General features: G+C 69.9%; 11 protein-coding genes. 10 read left to right on the top strand and 1 reads right to left on the bottom strand.

Going from position 1 to position 20,400, the window contains the following annotated elements; genetic code table 11:
• Nucleotides 1-22: 22 nt before the first annotated feature.
• Nucleotides 23-1,438: an ammonium transporter gene (locus FKV25_RS06415; protein WP_141517960.1), complete on the top strand. Its 1,416-nt coding sequence runs from the start codon at nt 23-25 to the stop codon at nt 1,436-1,438.
• A gap of 331 nt (nt 1,439-1,769) precedes the next feature.
• On the opposite strand, the gene FKV25_RS06410 is transcribed toward FKV25_RS06415, so the two are convergent.
• A complete protein-coding gene (locus FKV25_RS06410; protein ID WP_170218565.1) occupies nt 1,770-3,530 on the bottom strand; it encodes an O-linked N-acetylglucosamine transferase, SPINDLY family protein in 1,761 nt (586 codons plus the stop codon).
• A gap of 711 nt (nt 3,531-4,241) precedes the next feature.
• Here FKV25_RS06410 and FKV25_RS06405 point away from each other — a divergent pair.
• From FKV25_RS06405 to FKV25_RS06365, 9 genes are all read left to right on the top strand, one after another.
• A complete protein-coding gene (locus FKV25_RS06405; protein WP_141517958.1) occupies nt 4,242-7,733 on the top strand; it encodes a BapA/Bap/LapF family large adhesin in 3,492 nt (1,163 codons plus the stop codon).
• Nucleotides 7,734-7,854: 121 nt separating this feature from the next.
• Complete coding sequence (locus tag FKV25_RS06400) at nt 7,855-9,270, top strand: TolC family protein (RefSeq protein ID WP_141517957.1); 1,416 nt, start codon at nt 7,855-7,857, stop codon at nt 9,268-9,270.
• A complete protein-coding gene (locus FKV25_RS06395) occupies nt 9,267-11,435 on the top strand; it encodes a type I secretion system permease/ATPase (protein WP_246071963.1) in 2,169 nt (722 codons plus the stop codon). The genes FKV25_RS06400 and FKV25_RS06395 overlap by 4 nt, the downstream gene beginning before the upstream one ends.
• Nucleotides 11,432-12,622: an HlyD family type I secretion periplasmic adaptor subunit gene (locus tag FKV25_RS06390; protein ID WP_246071961.1), complete on the top strand. Its 1,191-nt coding sequence runs from the start codon at nt 11,432-11,434 to the stop codon at nt 12,620-12,622. Before FKV25_RS06395 ends, FKV25_RS06390 begins: the two co-directional genes overlap by 4 nt.
• Before the next feature lie 77 nt (nt 12,623-12,699).
• On the top strand, nt 12,700-16,458 hold the full coding sequence (locus tag FKV25_RS06385) for a Mur ligase family protein (RefSeq protein ID WP_141517956.1): 3,759 nt from the start codon (nt 12,700-12,702) through the stop codon (nt 16,456-16,458).
• A 113-nt stretch (nt 16,459-16,571) separates the two neighbouring features.
• Nucleotides 16,572-17,618, top strand: coding sequence for a two-component system sensor histidine kinase NtrB (locus FKV25_RS06380; RefSeq protein ID WP_141517955.1), 1,047 nt, complete (start codon nt 16,572-16,574; stop codon nt 17,616-17,618).
• On the top strand, nt 17,615-19,033 hold the full coding sequence (ntrC, locus tag FKV25_RS06375) for a nitrogen regulation protein NR(I) (RefSeq protein ID WP_141517954.1): 1,419 nt from the start codon (nt 17,615-17,617) through the stop codon (nt 19,031-19,033). Before FKV25_RS06380 ends, ntrC begins: the two co-directional genes overlap by 4 nt.
• Before the next feature lie 109 nt (nt 19,034-19,142).
• Nucleotides 19,143-19,736, top strand: coding sequence for a superoxide dismutase family protein (locus tag FKV25_RS06370; RefSeq protein WP_141517953.1), 594 nt, complete (start codon nt 19,143-19,145; stop codon nt 19,734-19,736).
• A gap of 17 nt (nt 19,737-19,753) precedes the next feature.
• A complete protein-coding gene (locus FKV25_RS06365; RefSeq protein ID WP_246071960.1) occupies nt 19,754-20,239 on the top strand; it encodes a GNAT family N-acetyltransferase in 486 nt (161 codons plus the stop codon).
• Nucleotides 20,240-20,400: the final 161 nt, after the last annotated feature.

Below are 20,400 nucleotides of genomic sequence, written 5' to 3'. Positions count from 1 at the left end.
CACTGACACCACGAGGTCCGAGATGAACGCCTTGAACCCGCTGCCGCACCGGGGAACGCCGGCACGTTCCATCCGTCCGTGGACCCGCGTGGCCACGGCCACGGCTTCCTTCGCCCTGCTGGCCCTGGCCGGCGGCGCGCATGCGCAGGAGGTCGACCTGGCACAGGCCGCCGACGCCGCGAGCGCTGCGGCCGAGGCGGCCGCGCCGATCGTCGACAAGGGCGACGTCGCCTGGCTGATGACCTCGACCCTGCTGGTGTTGTTGATGACCGTGCCCGGCCTGGCCCTGTTCTACGGCGGGCTGGTGCGCGCCAAGAACGTGCTCTCGGTGCTGATGCAGGTGCTGGCGGTGTTCTCGGTGATCGTGCTGCTGTGGGCGATCTACGGGTATTCGCTGGCGTTCGGCGGGGAGGGCACCTTCATCGCCGGCTTCGACAAGCTGTTCCTGGCCGGTGTCACGCCGGACTCGCTCGCCGACACCTTCACCGACAACGTGAAGCTGCCCGAGTACGCCTTCATCGCCTTCCAGGCGACGTTCGCGGGCATCACCGCGGCGCTGATCGTCGGCGCCTTCGCCGAACGCATCCTGTTCCGCGCGGTGCTGGTGTTCTCGGTGCTGTGGTTCACCTTCGCCTACCTGCCGATCGCGCACATGGTGTGGGGCGCCGGTGGCTACCTGCTCGACAAGGGCGCGCTGGACTTCGCCGGCGGTACCGTCGTGCACATCAACGCCGGCGTCGCCGGCCTGGTGGGTGCCTGGCTCGTGGGCAAGCGCACCGGTTACGGGCGCGAGGCCATCAAGCCGCACAGCCTGACCTTCTGCATGGTCGGTGCCTCGCTGCTGTGGGTGGGCTGGTTCGGCTTCAATGCAGGCTCCAACCTCGAGGCCACCTCGGGCGCGACCCTGGCCTTCCTCAACACCCTGCTGGCCCCGGCCGCGGCGGCGCTGGCATGGAGCGGCGTGGAGGCCGTGCTGAAGGGCAAGCCGTCGGTGCTCGGCGCCGCCTCGGGGGTCGTGGCGGGCCTGGTCGCGATCACCCCGGCGTGCGGTTCGGTCGGGCCGATGGGGGCGATCGTCATCGGTGCGCTGGCCGGCGGGATCTGCGTCTGGGGCGTGACCGGCCTCAAGCGACTGCTCAATGCCGACGACTCGCTGGACGTCTTCGGCGTGCACGGCCTGGGTGGCATCATCGGCGCGATCCTCACCGGCGTGTTCACCGCGCCCTCGCTGGGCGGCACCGGCGGCGACGATTTCTCGATCGGCTCGCAGGTGGGCGTGCAGGCGCTCAGCGTCGTCATCACCATCGTCTGGTCGGCGGTGGTCTCGGTAGTCGCCTTCATGCTGGTCAAGGCGACGATCGGCCTGCGCGTGCCCGAGGAAGCCGAGCGCGAGGGCCTGGACATCACCTCGCACGGCGAGTCGGCCTACGAGGGCTGAAACAGGGGGTGGGCCGGGATGTTTGCCGGCCCGAGGGCGATCCGGGCGGCGCGAGTCGCCGCCCGGATCGGTCCCGGCCGCCACGGCCGTCACGTGGTAGTGATCCAGCGCATGCGATAAGCCCGCCAGAGGATCGAACGCCATGCACATGCCCCTGCCACACGCGCGACACCACGAATCCGGGATCGCCCGCCGCCGCTCCCTGCACCGCCGCCAGATGTGGCAGCGGATGCGCTGGCTCGTATCGTGGCTGGCATTCGCGACCTACGCCGCCCTGGCGGGGGCTGTCCAGTAACCCGGTAGCCCGGACCACGGCCCGAGTGTTGGCGGACTAGCGAGTCACGGCGTCCTCGAGCAGGTGGGCAAAACGATCCGCGAAGCGCGCTGCGTCGCAGCTGCCGGCGTCGCGCAGGCGATCCCGCAGTCCCCGGCGCCATGCGGCGCGCGCCCGCCCGTCGTCGGCGAGGCGGCAGGCGCGGGCCACGAAGTCGTCCTCGTCCTCCGCCACCCACTCCGACAGCCCCGCCCCCGCGAGGATCGACAGCCCGCTGCGCGCGGCCATGCGCTCGCCCGGCAGGGTCAACACCGGCACGCCCTGCCACAGGGCCTGCAAGGTGGTCGTGCCGCCGTTGAACGGCAGCGGGTCCAGGGCGATGTCCACGTCCGCGTACTGCGCCAGGAACGCCGGCAGCCCCGACGTCACTGGCGGGCGCAGCTCGAGCCTGTCCGCGGGCAGGCCCGCCGCGGCGAAGCGTGCCTGGATGCGCGTGCGGATCGCCGGATCGGCCAGGCCCAGCGCACAGAGCACCAGGCGCGCCCCGGGGAGGGAAAGGACCGTCCGGCTCCACAGGGCGACGGTGCGGGGCGAGAGCTTGGCGAGATGGTTGAAACTGCCGAAGACCACGCCGTCGCGCGCTGTCCCCGGGGCCACCGCGGGCGCGTCCGCCGGTGGCGTGTAGCACAGGAAGCTGCCGGGAACGTGGAGTGGGCGTCGGGCCGACGGGGTACCCGGCGGCAGGTTGAAGGCGTCGCCGATGACCCCGTCGCAGGTGTCCAGGCCGGTGTCGAAGAGATAGCCCAGGTAGCCGAACTGCCGTGGCACGCAGCGCGAGGCCAGCAGCTGCGGACGGCTGCCATGGGTGTGCCCGGCGAGGTCGACCAGCACGTCGATGCGATCCTCGCGCAGGCGCTGGATGACCCGCATGTCGTGTTCGCCGCGGATGTCGCGCCAGTCGCTGCAGCGCGCCCGCAGTCGCGCGGTGGCGGCATCGGGCGAGCCGTCGTTGTAGCAGAAGGGGCGGATGCGCTCGCGGTCCCAGGCGGCCAGCAGCGGTTCGACGAACTGTCCGACCGGATGGCGGCGCAGGTCCGGCGACAGCAGCGCTACCCGTAGTGGGCGACTGCCGGGGGCATCGCCGCTGCCCGGTGGCGGCGGCAGCAGCAGCGGCGGCATCCTGGCCGACAGTTCGCGGTGGCGGGCAAGCACGGTTTCGGCATCGGGACGGGACGGATCTGCGGGCACGTCCGGGCCGGGCTCATCGAGGTAGAGCAGGGTCGAACACGCCATCTGCACCGCTTGCAGCGAACCGCCGGCCCCCGCGGCATGGCGGGCGTCGCGCTCGGCCGCCTCCGCCTCTCCTGCGAATTGCAGGGCGTCGGCGCGCGCCAGCCGGGTACCCCAGTCGTCCGGCCGTCGGGACAGACCGGCGCTGGCCACCTCTATCGCCTCCCCGACCTGCAAACGATCGCGAAGCGCCTCGGTCAGCAGGGCGGTGGCCAGCGGCTCGCCGGGATCGAGCGCGACCGCCCGGCGCGCAGCGCCCACCAGGGCGTCGGGATCGCCGGCGATCTTCGCCGCCGCAGCGCTCAGGGCATGCAGTTCGGCGTCGTCGGGCCATGCCGCCAAGGCGGTCTGCAAGGCACGCGAGGCGAGGGCGGTGTCCTGCTGGTGCAGGGCCAGGCGCGCCAGCAGGCGGAGCGATTGCGGTTGCGGGGCTGACGCCTGCAGCGCCGGGGCGAGTTGGCGAATGGCGGCGCCCACGTCGCCGCGGCGGAGCAGCTGGTGGGCCTGGGCGACGATCTGATGATCCATGCGATCGAGTCTATCGCCTCCCGGGCGGCGCGGCCCAGAGGGCGTTTCCGTCCCCTGGGTCGACCAATCGCCGTGTGCGCTGGCGGTGCCGACGCACCCCGGCCGACGGCGGCGCGTCGCATCTCGCCGCGCAGCCGGCGGTGCAGGCGCACGGTTCGCGCGGGCCGCCCACATGCCTTGACTTACCGTTCATCGGTCGTAACCGCCCGTTCATCACTCCCATTATTGTGATGGGTCTCCCAAAAATTCCGCGATTGCCGGATATGGGCAACGGACGCAAGGATCGCGACCCGGCCGCCGTCGCCACCCGCAAAACCCTGTTCATTCTACGTTTGGCTGATCCATTCGGGGCAAGCCAGACGCCAATGACAGCGCAAGTAACGCTCCGCGCGTTTCAGACGCGTTCCTTCACGAATCGTGGACTTGGGCGCCTCTACCCCTGTGCATGGCAAGGGATCCAAGCGTCGCCCCGGGGAGGACGGGCCGCCGCGTCACAGGAGGAGGCTGGGGCGGGCTACCTGAACAGCGCCACCCAGTCGCGCCAGCCCCCCCACGGCGGTCACCTCGAAGCTGAGTGGGACGGCGTGTGGTCGTTCCCACCACGCACGGATTGAACGGGTTTTCGGAAGTTGCAGGAGTACGCCAAGGGTCGAGTGCGGCTCAGCGGGCCGCGGTCTCATATGAACACCGGGATTCCAGGGAGAACGGGTCATGAGCAGCGGTGCCAAGGTCGTGGACAAAGCAAGCGGTGCAGTCAGGGAAATCGAAGCAGGGGCCGAAATACGGCTTGAATCTGCATCCATCGTCACGCTTCCCCTGGACAGGGATGACATCCAATCGATGGGTCCAACCGGCGAAGGTGGCCAGGACCTCGTGGTCATCCTCCAGGATGGCAGCCGGATCGTCATAGCGGGATTCTTCGTCAAATCGGAAGGCGAAGACGAAGAAAGCCAACTCGTCCTGGAGGACGAGAATGGAGAAACCTGGTGGGTCCATCCCGACCCGGCGAGCGGTGGCTATGTGCTGGTCAGTGGGAGCGGCGCCGCCCCGGGCGCGTCGATGGCCGCCGCGGGCGTCGAGTCGGACGGGGCTGCCGCGATCGGTGTCGTCGTCGGTGGCCTGCTACTGGCTGGACTGGCCTCCGGAGGTGGGGGCGATCCCGCGGGAAGGGCGGCGCCGCCGCCGCCAACACCCAGGACGCCACCGCCGGACCTGACACCACCGGGGGCGCCCACGGCCGAGATCAACGATGCCGGAGACACTGTCACCGGTATCGCCGAACCCAATTCCACAGTGACCGTCTACGACGAGGACGGCAACATCCTGGGCGTGGCGCAGGCGGACGGTGACGGCCGATACACCGTCACCCTGGATCCTCCGAAGACGGGCGGGGAGACGCTCGACGTGACCGCGACCGATGCAGCGGGCAACGAGTCCGATCCAACCCAGGTCATCGCGCCGGACCTTGTTGACGATGGCGACGCCGATGCCGACGCCGATGCCGATGCCGACGCGGATGCGGATGCCGACGCGGATGCCGACGCCGATGCGGATGCCGACGCCGACGCCGATGCCGATGCCGACGCCGACGCGGATGCGGATGCGGATGCGGATGCCGATGCCGATGCCGATGCGGACGCCGATGCTGATGCCGACGCCGACGCCGACGCGGATGCCGATGCCGATGCCGATGCGGATGCCGACGCCGACGCCGACGCCGACGCCGACGCGGATGCCGATGCCGACGCCGATGCCGACGCCGATGCCGATGCCGATGCGGATGCCGACGCCGACGCCGACGCCGATGCGGATGCGGATGCGGATGCGGACGCCGATGCCGATGCCGATGCGGACGCAGATGCCGATGCGGATGCCGACGCCGATGCCGATGCGGACGCCGATGCCGATGCGGACGCAGATGCGGATGCGGATGCCGACGCCGACGCCGATGCCGACGCCGACGCCGATGCCGACGCCGACGCCGATGCCGATGCCGATGCGGACGCCGATGCCGATGCGGACGCAGATGCGGATGCGGATGCCGACGCCGACGCCGACGCGGACGCCGATGCCGACGCCGATGCAGATGCCGATGCAGATGCCGATGCCGATGCCGATGCAGATGCCGATGCAGATGCCGATGCCGATGCCGATGCGGACGCCGATGCAGATGCAGATGCGGACGCCGACGCGGATGCCGATGCAGATGCCGATGCAGATGCCGATGCCGACGCCGATGCCGATGCCGATGCGGATGCGGATGCGGACGCGGATGCGGATGCGGATGCCGATGCCGATGCAGATGCAGATGCCGACGCGGATGCGGACCTGACGGCCTATGACGACATCGCGACTGCGCTGGTGAATATCCTGCCCACCTCGGAACCGGTCGAGCTGGGCGACACGAGTTACCTGGCCCTGGTGTCACTTGGTGTCCTCGACCTGCAGGCAGACACCACCCTGCTGGGTACGAACAGTGTTTCGTTCGAGGTCGAACCCGGCCACACGCTCGATGCCACGTTCGACTATGGAGCGCTGGCATCGCTGGGGGTCCTGAGCGACTACCAGGTCGTCGTCCAGAAATGGGATGGCACGCAGTGGGTGGGCATCGACGGGACGGGAGAAGCGACCCTGCTCGAATTGAGCCTGCTCGCCGATGACACCTACCGTGCCTCGGCGGACCTCGGGCCAGGCGAATACCGTGCCTTCGTGACGTTCGAAGGCATCGGGCTTGGCGTGCTGGGTGGCCTGGCCGTCTCGGGCACCGACAACGACTTCACGCAGATTGGGGGCTACGACCCCGAGGACGTGTCCGGCAATGTCATCACCGACGTCAACGGCGACGGCGACAGCGACGTCGTCACGGCCACGACGGCGGTCCAGAGCGTCAACGGCGTGGCGGTTGTCGACGGGGGCACGGCAATCGCCGGCACCCACGGAACGCTCACGATCAACCCGGACGGCTCATACACCTATTCACCCGACGCCGACGGCGATGGCATCGGCCAGGTGGAGACCTTCACGTACACCCTCTTCGATCCCGACACCGGCAATAGCGCCACCGCCACGCTGTACGTCCAGATCGACAGCGACAGCGTGGAGATGACCTGGACGGATGGCGACCCCGCGCAGCCGGCCGACATGGTGTTCGAGGCCAGCGATGACGCGGGCGCGGCATCGGTGGAGTGGTCGAACGTCAGCGACGATGCGTACTTCGACGCGAACGGCCAGCTCCTTGGCATCCTTGGGACCACGGTCACATACACCAGCGCGTCGTTCGTCCTCGATGATGCCATGGACGCCAGTGGCGCCCTCGTGGTCAATGCACTGGGACTGGGCAACGCCACTGTCACGCTTGCCCTGCAGGTGCAGGATGCCTTCGGAATCTGGACGAACGTGGCCACGGACACATTCTCCGGGGCGATCCTTTCGCTGGGCGAGCTGGCGTCGCTGGACGTCGCCAGCCTGGGTCTGCCGGCAGGCGCCTACCGCGTGCAGACGACGATGCAGACCCCGTTGATCGGCGGCGTGGTGACGACCATCGGCATCGACAGCGACGTCGACGTGGTCTTCCTCGACGAGTACGTCGTGGAAGACGCGACAGGCGCCAACGGCAACCTGCTCGACAACGACGTGCCGGGCTCGGACTTCGTGACGATCCAGGTGTTTGATCCGGACATCGGCGATTACGTCGACGTGACCGGTGACGGCCCGGTCTCCGTGCAGGGCGCGTACGGGACGATCACGGTGGACGCCGATGGCAACTACAGTTACGTGCTCGACGCCGACCCCGGATACTTCTCCGATCCAGTCGTCGAATCCTTCGGCTATCGCCTGGTGCATCCCACCGGCGAGACGGCCACCGGCGGCGTCAGCGTCACCGTCGAGCCCAGTGGCGCCGGCGTGCCGGTCGTCCTGGTCGACCTCGAGTCGCTGATGCTCGAAGCCGCCAGTCCCGGGGTGTCCGATGCGTCCTCCGACGCAGGGCAGGGCGTCACCGGATTGATCGAGGAAGAAGCTGAGCAGCAGGCACTGCTGGTCCGTGGAGACGGCGACGAAATCCTCGACCTGGGCAGCGCCTCGGCGGCGCCCGATGGCGCGGGCGGCGACGGGGCGCTCATGGATCCGGGTTACGCGGTGCCCATGCGACAGGACGACGAGACCGAGGTCCTGCTGTCGCAGGCAGGCCATAGCCCACTTTGAACCAAGGGAGAAGCGTGGTGTCTCCGAGGCAGGCCCTTTTTGGCGCGGCGAGCCCCACCACTGAACTCGCCCGGCCGAGGGAACGAGGGAGGGCGCGTGCTTTGGCGTGGCGGGGGGCGGTTTGAGTCGCGGCCCCGCTGCGCTCTCTGTCGCCGCGCTGATGGTGCTGGCGCTGCTGTCGGCGGGGCCACGCGCGGGCCCTGCCTGGCGCGAACATGGCGAAGCGCCACGGGAGGCCGGTCGGGCGGGCATGCAGCTCCATGCCGCTCCCGCGCCGGCAACCGGCGTACTGTCTTCGCGGGCGGGTCCGGGGCTGGACTGGCGCGAAGCGATACGGACCGCGGTGGCGCGGCATCCCAGCGTCGCCGCGGCCCGGGCCGCGCTCGATGCGCAGTCGAGCCTCGTGCGGGCGGCGCGCGCCGGCTATCGTCCTCGGCTGCAGGCGGAACTCAGCAGCGGCGAGCCCGATCAGTTCGGCACGGGCCAGGTCGCCACGCTCGGACTCAGCCAGACCCTTTACGACTTCGGCAAGACCGGCAGTGCGGTCGAGCGGGAGCGCGCAGGGGAACGTGGCGAGCGTGCGCTTGCGTTGCGGGCGGTGGACCAGGTGGTCGAGGACACCACCCGGGCCCTGATCGAGATCCATCGAAACCAGGCGCTGCGCGAGAGCGTGCAGGCGCAACTGGAGGCGCTGGACCGCATCCGGGAGATCACCGAGTTGCGCGCGGACGCGGGCGCGGCAACGCGAAGCGACCCGCTCCAGGCGCGTTCGAGGATGGAAGCGACGCAGGCACGCCTGCTGGGGATCGAGTCGCAGCTTCGCCAATGGCGCAGCCGCCTGTCGATCTACATCGGCCCCGACGCGTTGCAGGCGGTCGCCCCGGCGCCGGCTGCGCTGCTGGATGCGGCGACGGAAGGATTCGACCTCGACTCAGTGCCCGCGCTGCAGGTCGCCAGGGCCGACCGCGAAGCCGCCCAGGCCGAACTGCGGAATGTCCGCGCGCAACGCTATCCCACGATCGTGCTGGAAGCCAACGCCAACATGAGGCTTGGCGGTACCAGCGATCGCTACGAGCAGGTCTACGGCGATGAGCAGTACAGCACGGCGTTCATCTCCTTGCGCAGCCCCCTCTACCAGGGCGGGGAGCTGTCGGCGCGATCACGGGCGAGCGCGGCCGCGTTGCAGGCAGCCGAGGCGCGGCTGCAGGCAGAACGGCTGTCCGCGCGCGACGAACAGCAGCGGCACGTGGAACAGATCCAGGGCCTCCTTGCGCGGATGGACGTGCTGGAGGCCCGCGTGAACAGCATCACCGAGACCCGCAGCCTGTACTGGGACCAGTACCTCTCGCTGGGCACGCGCAATGCCCTGGACCTCCTGAACGCTGAACAGGAAATCGGATTGTCGAGGGAGGACCTGGTCAACGCGCGTCACGATCTTTGGGATGCGAGGCTGGGCCTCCTGCTGGCGACGGGCCGCGCGCGCGCTGCGTTCGGGGTTCATGACGATGCCTTCCGCGGCGATGGACATGCGCCATGAGCACCGTCCGCGGCCAGGTGTCCACGCCGGACCACGCGCCATGGCTGGAAGCCCTGCTGGCGATCGCCCGCCACTACCGGATCGATGCCTCCGAGGAGCGCGTACGGGTGGAAGCACAGTGGCGGGCGCGCGACGCTCCGCTGGAGGAAGTGGTCGAATTGATGGCGCGGCAACTCGGCCTGGTCGCGGTGCCCATGGCCTTCGAGCCAGGCATGCTGGATCCCTGGCGGGTGCCCTTGGTGATCGGCATCGACGACGGTCTGGTCGGCGTCGTCGACCAGGTCGATGCCGACGGCGTCGCCAGCGTGCGCCTGAGCGGCGAGCAGGGCCTGGTCACCCGCCTGGACCGGGAAGCCCTCCAGGCGCGGGTCGAGCGGGTCCTGCTGGTCAAGCCGGCATCGGAAGTGAGCGATGCGCGCGTGGACGAGTACATCCAGCCGGTCAAGGGCGACTGGCTGCTCAGGACCGTGCTGCAGGACTGGCCGCGTTACCTGGACGTCATGCTGGCATCGGTGGTCGCCAACATCCTCACGCTTGCGGCGATGCTGTTCACCATGCAGGTCTACGATCGCGTCATCCCGGCGCAGTCGATCCCGACCTTGTGGGTGCTGTTCGGCGGACTGCTCGTTGCGTTGAGCTTCGCCTTCGTCATGCGCGTGCTCAGGACGCACATCTCCGAGGTGGTCGGCAAGCGCGCCGACCTGCGTGTCTCGGATCGCGTCTTTGGCCACGCCTTGCGCATCCGCAACGACGCGCGTCCGCGTTCCACCGGGAGTTTCATCGCACAGATTCGCGAGCTCGAGCAGATCAGGGAGCTCGTCACCTCGACCACGGTCGGGGCGATCGCCGACCTGCCCTTCTTCTTCCTGTTCCTGGTCGTCATCTGGCTGATTGGTGGCCACCTCGCGCTCGTGCCCCTGCTGGCCATCCCCGTGTTGTTGGTACCCGGCCTGCTCGCGCAGCGCCCCCTCGCCCGGCTTGCCAGGGAAGGCATGCGCGAGTCCTCGCTGCGCAGCGCCATGCTCGTGGAAACCGTCCACAACCTCGACGACATCAAGCTGCTGCGCGCCGAGCCGCGCTTCCAGAACCAGTGGAACCACCTCAACGAAACCACGGCCGACGTGGGCATGCGGTTGCGGGGGATCAGCGGCGTGCTGGTGGCCTGGACCCAGGAAGTCCAGCAACTGGTTTACACCTGCGTGGTCCTGGTCGGGGCATACGCGGTGATGGATGGGGCCTTGTCGGTGGGCGTCCTGGTAGGTTGCTCGATGCTGGCCTCGCGGATGGTGGCACCGCTGTCGCAGATGACCGGCGTGATGGTGCGCTGGCAGCAGGCGAAGGTCGCGCGCGAGGGCCTGGATGAGCTGATGTCAAAGCCGGTCGACCAGCCCGAACGCGCCGCCCGCGTGCACCGAACCGCCTTGCGCGGACGCTACGAGCTCACCGACCTGCGTTTCGGCTATCCGGGTGAGGACGACAGGCGGGTGCTCGACATAGACCGGCTGGTTATTGCCGAAGGCGAACGGGTGGCCCTGCTCGGTCGCAACGGCGCCGGCAAGTCCACCCTGCTGCAGTTGCTGGCGGGAATGCAGTATCCCCGGGAGGGCCGGGTCGTGCTCGATGGGGTGAAGACCTCCGTCCTGGATCCGATGGACACCCGTCGCGACGTGGGACTGCTCAACCAGAATGCAAGCCTGTTCTTCGGGACGCTCAGGGAGAATCTCACCCTGGGCCGGCCGCACGCCACCGACGCGGACCTGTTGAAAGCGCTGCGCGTCAGCGGTGCGGAGAGCGTCGTGCGTGCGCTTCCCGATGGCCTCGACCATCGCGTCCAGGAAGGCGGGCGAGGGCTTTCGGGCGGCCAGCGGCAGTTGCTGCTGCTGGCGCGCACCCTGTTGGGCCAGCCGAACGTGCTGTTGCTGGATGAGCCCACGGCATGGCTGGACGACGCCAGCGAGCGCCGCTTCATCACCAGTCTCGGCGAATGGCTGGGCGAACGCACCCTGGTCGTGGCCACGCACCGACCGGCGGTGCTCAAGTGCGTGGATCGCATCATCGTCATCGACGGCGGTCGCGTGCTGCGCGATGGCCGCAAGGACGAAGTGCTGGTGCGGCCTGCGTCGGCAAGTCGCGTCGTCCGCCCGGCGTCGGAGCGACGACCATGACGATTCGTCAGGGCAGCGACTGGACACGGGGTGGCATGGGCCTGGGCACGCTGCCGCCGCCGCTTGCTTCGCGCGTCGTCTGGGCGAGCGTCCTGTGCCTGGGCGCCCTGCTGCTCTGGGCCTGCCTGTTCGAACTCGACGAGGTGACCTCCGGCCCCGGCCGCGTGGTGCCCAGCTCGCGCGAACAGGTGGTGCAGTCGCTGGAGGGCGGCATCGTCGCCCAGCTGGAGGTGCGCGAGGGCGACGTGGTGGAGGCGGGGCAGGTGCTCGCCCGCCTCGACCCGACCCGGGCGGAAGCGACGGTCGAGGAAAGCGCGTCCAGGATGCGCGCCGCGCTGGCCAAGGCTGCCCGGCTTCGGGCGGAGGTGGGCGGCGGCGAACTGGAGTTCCCCCCGGCCGTCGCCGACGATGCCGCACTCGTCCAGGCAGAGACCGCCCTGTATCGCTCGCGCCGGGAAAGCCTGAATGAAAGCGTGGGCGGCCTGAGCCGCGCGCTCGCGCTGGTCAACCAGGAAATCGGGTTGACCGAGCCGCTGGCCGCACGTGGCGCCGCGAGCGACGTGGAGGTGCTGCGACTGCGCCGGCAGGCCAACGAACTGCAGAACAAGATCACCGACCTGCGGACCCAGTACCTCGTCAGCGCACGCGAGGAGCTGGCATTGGCGAACGCGCAGGTACTGGAGCAGAAGTCGGTGACGCGCGGGCGTGCCGATGCGTTGGCGCGTTCCACGATCGTCTCGCCGGTGAAGGGCATCGTGAAGAACATCGAGGTCACGACGGTGGGCGGCGTCATCCCGCCCAACGGCAAGCTCATGGAGATCGTCCCCCTGGACGACCAGTTGCTGATCGAAGCGCGAATCGCCCCGCGTGACGTGGCCTTCCTGCATCCGGGGCAGCGCGCCATGGTCAAGATCACGGCGTACGACTACCACATCTATGGCGGGCTCGAGGGCGAGGTCACCATGATCTCGCCCGACACCATCCAGGACGAAGTCAAGCCCGAGGTCTACTACTACCGGGTCTTCATCCGCACCGATCGCGACCACCTGACCAATGCGCGCGGCCGCACGTTCGGGATCTTCCCTGGCATGGTCGCCACCGCCGACATCCAGACCGGGAGCAAGACGATCATGAGCTACCTGGTGAAACCCCTCAATCGCGCAGGTGAAGCCCTGCGCGAACGCTGAAGCATGAAGCGGTCAAGACCCTTCCTCGGAGGCCCATGAACAGTTTGGAAGATACGCCCGCACCCCGAGGCGAGCCGATGTCCGCGAGCAGCGCCGGGGAAGCCCGTCGCGCGCTCGCGCCGGCCGCAGACGCGACGCGGCCGCCGTCGCCGGGGCTGGCGTTCCTGCTGGACCGCGCGCGGGGCATGCTGGAACAGCAGTGGCGCGAATGCACGGCCAGCGGCCTGGCCGATCCGGCCAACTGCATGCTGTTCTTCGCCACTTGCAACGGTGACGAGCGTGCCCACGTGATCGACGTGCGGGCCTCGGATTTCGAGGGTGCATGGGCCCTGGGTGCGGCGCGACTGGAGCACGACCGGGCCGCCCGGGGTGATGCGCCCTGTTGGCTTCGGGTGGAGTTCGCCTGTGCCGTGCAGGCCACCACATGGGCGCGCGTCCACAAGCAGATGGCCGCGACCAAGCGCAATTACTGGCGACGCGGAATCGCATTCGACGCACGCCTGGAGCGCGCCTTCCTGCCCCTGGAGATCGCCGGCAACGCCCTGCTCTACGACAACCGGAGCGCCGTGGCCACGCCCAACCCGGTCAACCTGCGCGCCTACGCCAGGCGCCGCTTCGGCGCGGGAATGGCATGGCCGGAGGACCCGGAGCGGCCGGTGTGGCTGTTCGATACCCGCGCCGTGTTCGCCGACGCCGATGGCGTCCATGCGATCGAGCATGCAGGCCGCAACCGTGGCTACAGGACGGTGCCCGACTGGGGTGCCGCGCGAGTGATGGAGGTGATCCGCAAGAGCACCGGTTACCTGGCCCGGCAGGTGCGCGCGGACGGGCGCTACGCCTACGGATGCTTTCCCTGCTTCGATCGCGAGATCCCCCATTACAACACCCTGCGCCATGCCAGTTCGACCTATGCACTGCTGGAGGGTTGGGAGCTCACGCGCGATGGCGCGCACAAGGCCGCCATCGACCGGGCGCTGGACTGCCTTCGACGGGACCTTGTCCGCGACGCCAGGCTGCCGGGAGGCGCGCGCGCAGCCTTCCTGGTGGACGTCGGCGACGAGATCAAGCTGGGCGGCAACGCGGTGGCCCTGCTCGCCTTGGCCAAGCATGCCGAGCTGACCGGCGAGCGCGGCGACCTGCCGTTGATGGAACGGCTGGCGACGGGCATCGTCCACATGCAGGATGCCTCCAGCGGGGAGTTCGTGCACGTGCTGGCATTCCCGTCGCTCGCGCTGAAGGCACGCAAGCGGATCGTGTACTACGACGGCGAGGCGGCGTTCGGACTGATGCGGCTGTATGCGCTTGACAGGAACGCGCGCTGGCTCGAAGCGGTCGAGAAGGCCTTCGGGCATTTCATCGCAGTGGAGCACTGGCGCGCGCACGACCATTGGCTCGGCTATTGCGTCAACGAGCTGACGATGCACCGCCCGCTGTCCCGCTACTACCGCTTCGGGCTGGACAACGTCCAGGGCCACCTGGACTTCGTCCGCGACCGCATCACCACATTCCCGACCCTGCTGGAACTGATGATGGCGGCCCGGAACATGATCGACCGCCTTGCTGCCGACCAGGACCATGCGCGGCTCCTTGACGGCTTCGACCTGGGCAAGTTCGACGAAGCCCTGGAAGCACGGGCCCGCTACCTGCTTTCGGGATTCTTCTGGCCCGAGCTGGCGATGTTCTTCCGCAATCCGCGCCGCGTGCTGGACGGATTCTTCATCCGGCACCATGGTTTCCGGGTGCGCATCGACGACGTGGAGCACTATCTCTCGGGCTATGTCGCGTACTGGAAGCACCTCGTCCTGTCCGGGCGCGCGGTGCGCGAGCCCACCACGCCGCCCCCCACGAAGTCACCGGAGATGGCACCGCCGCTGGCGTTGCCCGCGGACCTGGAGGGACAGGCCAACGGCCGCCTCGACGAGGGCCTGTTGCGGCCCATCCACGGCGGCCGCCTGCACTGGCGCGCGGCGATGGCCTGGGATGCGATGCGCCTCGCCGCGCAAGCCGATGGCGTGCTCATCGAACCGACGCACGTACTCGATACCTATCGCAACCTGGGCCTGCAGATGCGGCTGTTCGAAAAGCGCTACACCACGCAGCCCCCGGCGCGTGGCAATGGCGGCGCTTGCGTGCAGTGGCGTGGCAGCCCCTGGTGGCTTCGGCCCGGCCTCGCGCCCGCGGCCTTGCCGGGATCGTCCATGCATGGCTGGGGCCTGGCCGTGGATGTCGACCGGGTGCGCCAGGAGGCGCGCTGGCGCTGGTTGCGCGAGCACGCGTCGGCATTCGGTTGGTGCTGGCCGGTCGAGGGCGAGCCCTGGCACCTGTGCTACGTGGCGGGCGACCACTGGCCGGCTCCCGTCGTCGCCCATGCCCGGCGAGCCCGGGCGTCACCGCCGGACGCAACGTGCGGCTGGACCGCGAGTGCCGTGGAGGAGGCCACCGGCGGTACCTGGCTGCGGCCGCCGCGGGAACCGTCCTGGCGTGCGACCGGCCTGTGCTACTGGAGCCCGTCGATGCTGCCCGGGCACATGGTCGTCGCCCGCTTCGACGACCAGCCGCTCGGCCTGGCCCCCACGACGCTGGCGCGCCTGCACGATCGACCCGCGGCCGTCATCGTCGATGTCGACCTGGAGGATGTTCGCTCGATCGAGACGGGCGTGCCGGTGCTGGGGGTGGACGATCGAAAGCATGCCGTCCTCGCGATGGGGGAATACGCGCGTTCGCGCATGGCGGGACAGGTGCTGGGGGTGACCGGCAGCTCGGGCAAGACCACCACCGTGGCCATGCTGGCCGACGTACTGGCGTGCTACGGGCCCACCAATCGCACCCGCCACAACGCCAACCTGCCGCCCGGGATCGCCTGGAACCTCGCCTCGATGGCGTGGGATGCGCGTTTCACGGTGCTGGAAATGGCGGTTGGGCGCATGGGGCAGGGGGCCCGGCTGGCGCGTCCCGATGTCGCGGTGGTGACCAACGTGACGGCGGCGCACCTCCGCTACCACGGCAGCGTCGACGAAGTCGCGCGGCGCAAGTCCCGCATCTTCAGCGGCATGCGGCCGGGCGGCCTGGCGGTCCTCAACGCGGATCTGCCCCAATGCAGCATCTTCGCCTCGCAGGCCGCGCGCTACGGCTTGCGGATACTCCGCTACGGGCGGGCCGCGGGCGCGGACGTCCGGCTCCTGGACTACGACGCCGCGACCGGCCGCGTGCGGGCCCGGGTGACCGGGCGCGAGTTCGCCTACCGTCTGGGAGCCCCCGGTGGGCACATGGCGATGAACAGCCTGGCCTGCCTGGCCGCCCTGAGCGGCATGGGCCTGGAGCTGGACGCGGCCTTGCCCGCGCTGGCCGCGTTCAGGCCACTGCCAGGCCGGGGCGAGGTGAGCGACCTCGAGGTCGATGGCAAGCGGCTGCGCTTGATCGACGACGCCTACAACGCCAATCCGGCCTCCATGACGGCGGCGCTCGCGCTGGTCCGCGACAGCACGACGCCGTTGCCGGGAGGTCGCCGGGTGCTGGTGCTGGGCGACATGCGCGAGCTCGAACCCGAGGCCGAGGCCCTGCACGCCTCGCTCGCCGATGCCGTGCGCGGGGTTGGAAGCGAGCGCGTGCTGTTGTGCGGCCCCTACATGGCGACCCTGCAGGAGGCACTCGGCGACGCCTGCAACCTGGACTGGTTCGCCGACGTGGAGTCCCTGGGCGAGGTGCTCCCCGACCTGCTGCGCGATGGCGACCTGGTCCTGGTCAAGAGTTCGGCGGGGACCCGGTTGAGCGAACTGGTCGGCCTGCTAAGGGCGAATGCCGCCCAAACTGACAGGGGATCGGCCGGGCAGGCATGACGGTTGGCGCTGCGGGCCGAGCGACCCCGGCGGAGTGCGTGCCACCCGTTCCGCGGCCGCCGCACGCACGAAGCATGCGCTGCTTTGCGCTGGCCTTGCACTAATATGGTGCAATGGCCCCGACCCTCCCGCCCGACCCCCCCTTCGACAGCCTGACGACGCCCATGGCCTGGAGCGATGGCGAGGGTCGGATCGTCGGCTCCAACGCGGCGATGTCGCGCTGGCTCGGGGTGGGTGCGCGACGGCTGAAGGACTGGCCGATGGCCGCGCTTGATGCCGGCGATGGCCGCCTCGCCGAAGCGCTGTCGCGGCCTGCCGAGGTCGACGCACCCCTGCGCGTACGCCGCGCGCGATTGCGCTTCACCGACCATGAGGAGTGCTTCGCCGACGTCTGGCTGACCCGCCTCGTCGATGGCGGATGGCGGATGGAAGCGCACCCGGTCGACGAATTCCCGGGCGACGACCCGGCCCTGTTGTTGCCCTCGGCGCTGTCGGCCTCGCTCAAGGGCCTGGCCCACGAACTGCGCAATCCACTGGCCGGGCTCAAGGGTGCCGCGCAGTTGCTGGCGCGCCGCGTCGACGATGCCGAATCGCGCGAGCTCATCGGCCTGATCGAGGACGAAGTCGCGCGCTTGACCGGCCTGCTCGACCAGTTGCTGAGCCCGGCGCCATCGCGTCCGCACGCGCCCATCAACATCCATGCCGTGCTCGAGCGCGTCCTGCGCCTGGCCGAGAGCGACGCCGGCTGGGCCGTGCGCCTGCTGCGCGACTACGACCCCAGCCTGCCCGACGTCATGGGCGACGCCGACCGCCTCGTGCAGGCGGTCTGGAACCTCGCCCGCAACGCGATCGAGGCCGGCGCCACCCACGTCAGCCTGCGCACCCGCGCCGAGCATGGCGTGCGCATCGGCGAGGACGTGCACCCGATGGCGTTGCGGCTGGAGATCATCGACGACGGCCGCGGCATTCCCGACGAACTGGCCGAGCGCCTGTTCCTGCCGCTGGTGTCCGGGCGCGCGGAGGGCAGCGGCCTGGGCCTGGCGCTCGCGCAGCAGGTCGCCCGCGAACACCGCGGCTCGCTGGCCTATCGCTCGCGGCCGGGGCACACCGTCTTCACCCTGCTGCTGCCGATGCCGGCGGCGACGGAGGCCACGGCATGAGCCATCGCATCTGGGTCGTCGACGACGATCGCAGCGTCCGTTTCGTGTTGGCCTCGGCGCTGCGCCAGGCCGGGCATGCGACCGAGGATTTCGCCAGTGCCGCCGAAGCGCTGGCGGCGCTGGACACGCGCCAGGCACCCGACCTGCTGTTCACCGACGTGCGCATGCCCGGCGACGACGGCCTGGTGCTGCTCGACAAGCTCAAGCAACTGCTGCCGGGCCTGCCGGTGATCGTGATGAGCGCCTACACCGACGTGGCCAGTACCGCGGGGGCGTTCCGCGGCGGCGCCCACGAATTCCTGTCCAAGCCCTTCGACCTGGACGAGGCAGTGGCGCTGGCGGAGCGGGCGCTGGGCATCGACGATGCCGGCGAGGAGGCAAGCCCGGGCGCGGGCGCGACGATACCGCACGACGACGCCCACGATGCCCTGATCGGCGACACCCCGGCGATGCGGACCTTGTTCCGCGCGATCGGCCGGCTGGCGCAGGCGCCGCTGTCGGTGCTGGTCACGGGTGAAACCGGCACCGGCAAGGAGCTCGTGGCGCGTGCGCTGCACCGCGAATCGCCACGTGCATCGCGGCCCTTCGTTGCCCTCAACACCGCTGCGATCCCGGCCGAGTTGCTGGAGAGCGAGCTCTTCGGCCATGAAGCCGGCGCGTTCACCGGCGCGCAACGCCGCCACATCGGCCGCTTCGAGCAGGCCGACGGCGGCACGCTGTTCCTCGACGAGATCGGCGACATGCCCCTGCCGCTGCAGACGCGCCTGTTGCGCGTGCTCGCCGAGGGGGAGTTCTTCCGTGTCGGCGGCCGCGAGCTGATCCGCGTGGACGTGCGCGTGATCGCCGCGACCCACCAGGCCCTGGACGCGCTGGTCGAACAGGGACGTTTCCGCGCCGACCTGCTGCACCGCCTCGATGTCGTGCGCCTGCACCTGCCGCCGTTGCGCGATCGGCGCGGCGACGTCGCCCGGATCGCCGAGCGCTTCCTGCAGGCGGCCGCGCAACGCTTCAACGCCCCGCCCAAGCGGCTGTCGCGCGCCGCGCTGCAGCGCCTTGAGGCGCATGACTGGCCGGGCAACGTGCGCGAACTGGAGAACCTGTGCTGGCGCCTGGCCGCACTCGCGCCGACCGACAGCATCGGCGTGGCCGACGTCGAGGCCGCGCTGGGTGCCGGCGAGCGCCTCGTCGGTGGCGAGGCCGATCCCTGGGACGTGCGCCTGGCCGACTGGGCGCGCTCGGAACTCGAGGCCGGCCGCGACGACATCCATGCGCGCGCGCTGGCGCGGATGGAGGCCTGCCTGTTCGACGCCGCGCTGGCGCACACCGGTGGTCGTCGCGCCGAGGCCGCCCAGCGGCTGGGCCTTGGCCGCAACACGCTGACGCGAAAGCTCGGTGGCCGGCCCCGCCGGAAATGAGTTGCGCACGTGCGTCGTGCGATTCACCTGCATTGAACCCGCCCCTGCGTACCGTGGGGTGCCGGGCACCCGTGTCCCGAGATTCCGATCGAACCGCAAGGAGATTCCAATGATCCAAGCCGCCCCCCGATTCCGACGCCAGGCACTGGCCACGGCCGCCTTCGCCAGCCTGGGCCTGCTGGCCGCCTGCAGCACCGCGCCGGCGCCGAAGCCCGCGCCGGCACCCGCGCCCGCGCCGGTTTCCACCGCCAAGGCCGCCGAAGTCATCCTGACCTCAGCTTCGGCAAGCCTGGTGAGCGGCAAGCTCAACGTGCGGCCCGGCGCGGATGGCGTCTATCTCAGCGGCGAGGTCGGCGGGCTCTCCCCGGGCAGCCTGCATGCGATCCACATCCATGAGAACGGCGACTGCAGCGCGGTCGACGCCAGCAGCGCGGGCGGCCACTTCAATCCCGCGGGCAATCCGCATGGCCGGGTCGGGCAGGGCGCCCACCATGGCGGCGACATGGACAACATCAATGCCAACGGCGAAGGCGTCGCCCAGGTCAACGTGCGCGCCGAGGGCGTGACGCTTGGAGGCGGTGCCTTCAACGACGTCGCCGGGCGCGCCGTGATCGTGCACGCCGCCGGCGACGACTACACCAGCCAGCCGTCCGGCAACGCCGGCAAGCGGGTCGCCTGCGGCATCATCCAGGTCACCGAGTAGTTCGGCGAGGGGCGCCCGTGAGCCATCCCCTGCGCATTCGCGATGCCCATCCCGCCGACGCCCCACTACTCGCGGAGTGGGCGTCGGCGATGGCCTGGGAAACCGAGCACAAGCGTCTGGACGCGGCCATCGTGCTGGCCGGCGTCCAGGCCGGAATCGGCGATCCCGCCAAGGCGCGTTACCTGGTCGCCATGCGCGATGCGCCGCTTGCGGGCCGCGAAGTGCTCTCGGTGCCGGTCGGCACGCTGATGCTGACGCGCGAGTGGAGCGACTGGCGCAACGGCGAATGGTGGTGGATCCAGAGCGTGTACGTGCCCCCGGCCCATCGACGCCAGGGCGTGTTCGCCGCGCTCTACCGCCATGTCGAACAGCAGGCCCGCGACGCCGACGGCGTGGTCGGCCTGCGCCTGTACGTCGAACGCGAGAACGACAACGCCCAGCGCACCTACCGTGCATTGGGCATGGACGATGCGGGTTACCACATCTTCGAAGCCGAGTTCTGAGGCGGATTGACTTTGCCGGGTCTGGTGGCAAGACTCTCCCAGGGCAATGAAGCCCAATGCTAAGGAGAGTGTTTGTATGTATGGACCGATATTCCTGAAGGCGGCCTGCCTTCTTGTCGCGGCAAGCGCCGCCACGGCCTCCGCCGCTCCCCCCCCCCCCC

It is taken from the genome of Marilutibacter aestuarii (assembly GCF_006546775.1).
In the GTDB taxonomy this organism is placed as follows: Bacteria; Pseudomonadota; Gammaproteobacteria; order Xanthomonadales; family Xanthomonadaceae; genus Marilutibacter; species Marilutibacter aestuarii.
The sequence above is the reverse complement of the archived record's forward strand: the minus strand, read 5'-3'. Positions and strand labels throughout refer to the sequence as shown.

What these genes read in the sequence shown, in the direction of transcription:
- ntrC (WP_141517954.1), top strand. Translation starts at nt 17,615, where the DNA reads ATGAGCCATCGCATCTGGGTCGTCGACGACGATCGCAGCGTCCGTTTC.
- FKV25_RS06395 (WP_246071963.1), top strand. Translation starts at nt 9,267, where the DNA reads ATGAGCACCGTCCGCGGCCAGGTGTCCACGCCGGACCACGCGCCATGG.
- FKV25_RS06370 (WP_141517953.1), top strand. Translation starts at nt 19,143, where the DNA reads ATGATCCAAGCCGCCCCCCGATTCCGACGCCAGGCACTGGCCACGGCC.
- FKV25_RS06380 (WP_141517955.1), top strand. Translation starts at nt 16,572, where the DNA reads ATGGCCCCGACCCTCCCGCCCGACCCCCCCTTCGACAGCCTGACGACG.
- FKV25_RS06415 (WP_141517960.1), top strand. Translation starts at nt 23, where the DNA reads ATGAACGCCTTGAACCCGCTGCCGCACCGGGGAACGCCGGCACGTTCC.
- FKV25_RS06410 (WP_170218565.1), bottom strand. Translation starts at nt 3,530, where the DNA reads ATGGATCATCAGATCGTCGCCCAGGCCCACCAGCTGCTCCGCCGCGGC.
- FKV25_RS06405 (WP_141517958.1), top strand. Translation starts at nt 4,242, where the DNA reads ATGAGCAGCGGTGCCAAGGTCGTGGACAAAGCAAGCGGTGCAGTCAGG.
- FKV25_RS06385 (WP_141517956.1), top strand. Translation starts at nt 12,700, where the DNA reads ATGTCCGCGAGCAGCGCCGGGGAAGCCCGTCGCGCGCTCGCGCCGGCC.
- FKV25_RS06390 (WP_246071961.1), top strand. Translation starts at nt 11,432, where the DNA reads ATGACGATTCGTCAGGGCAGCGACTGGACACGGGGTGGCATGGGCCTG.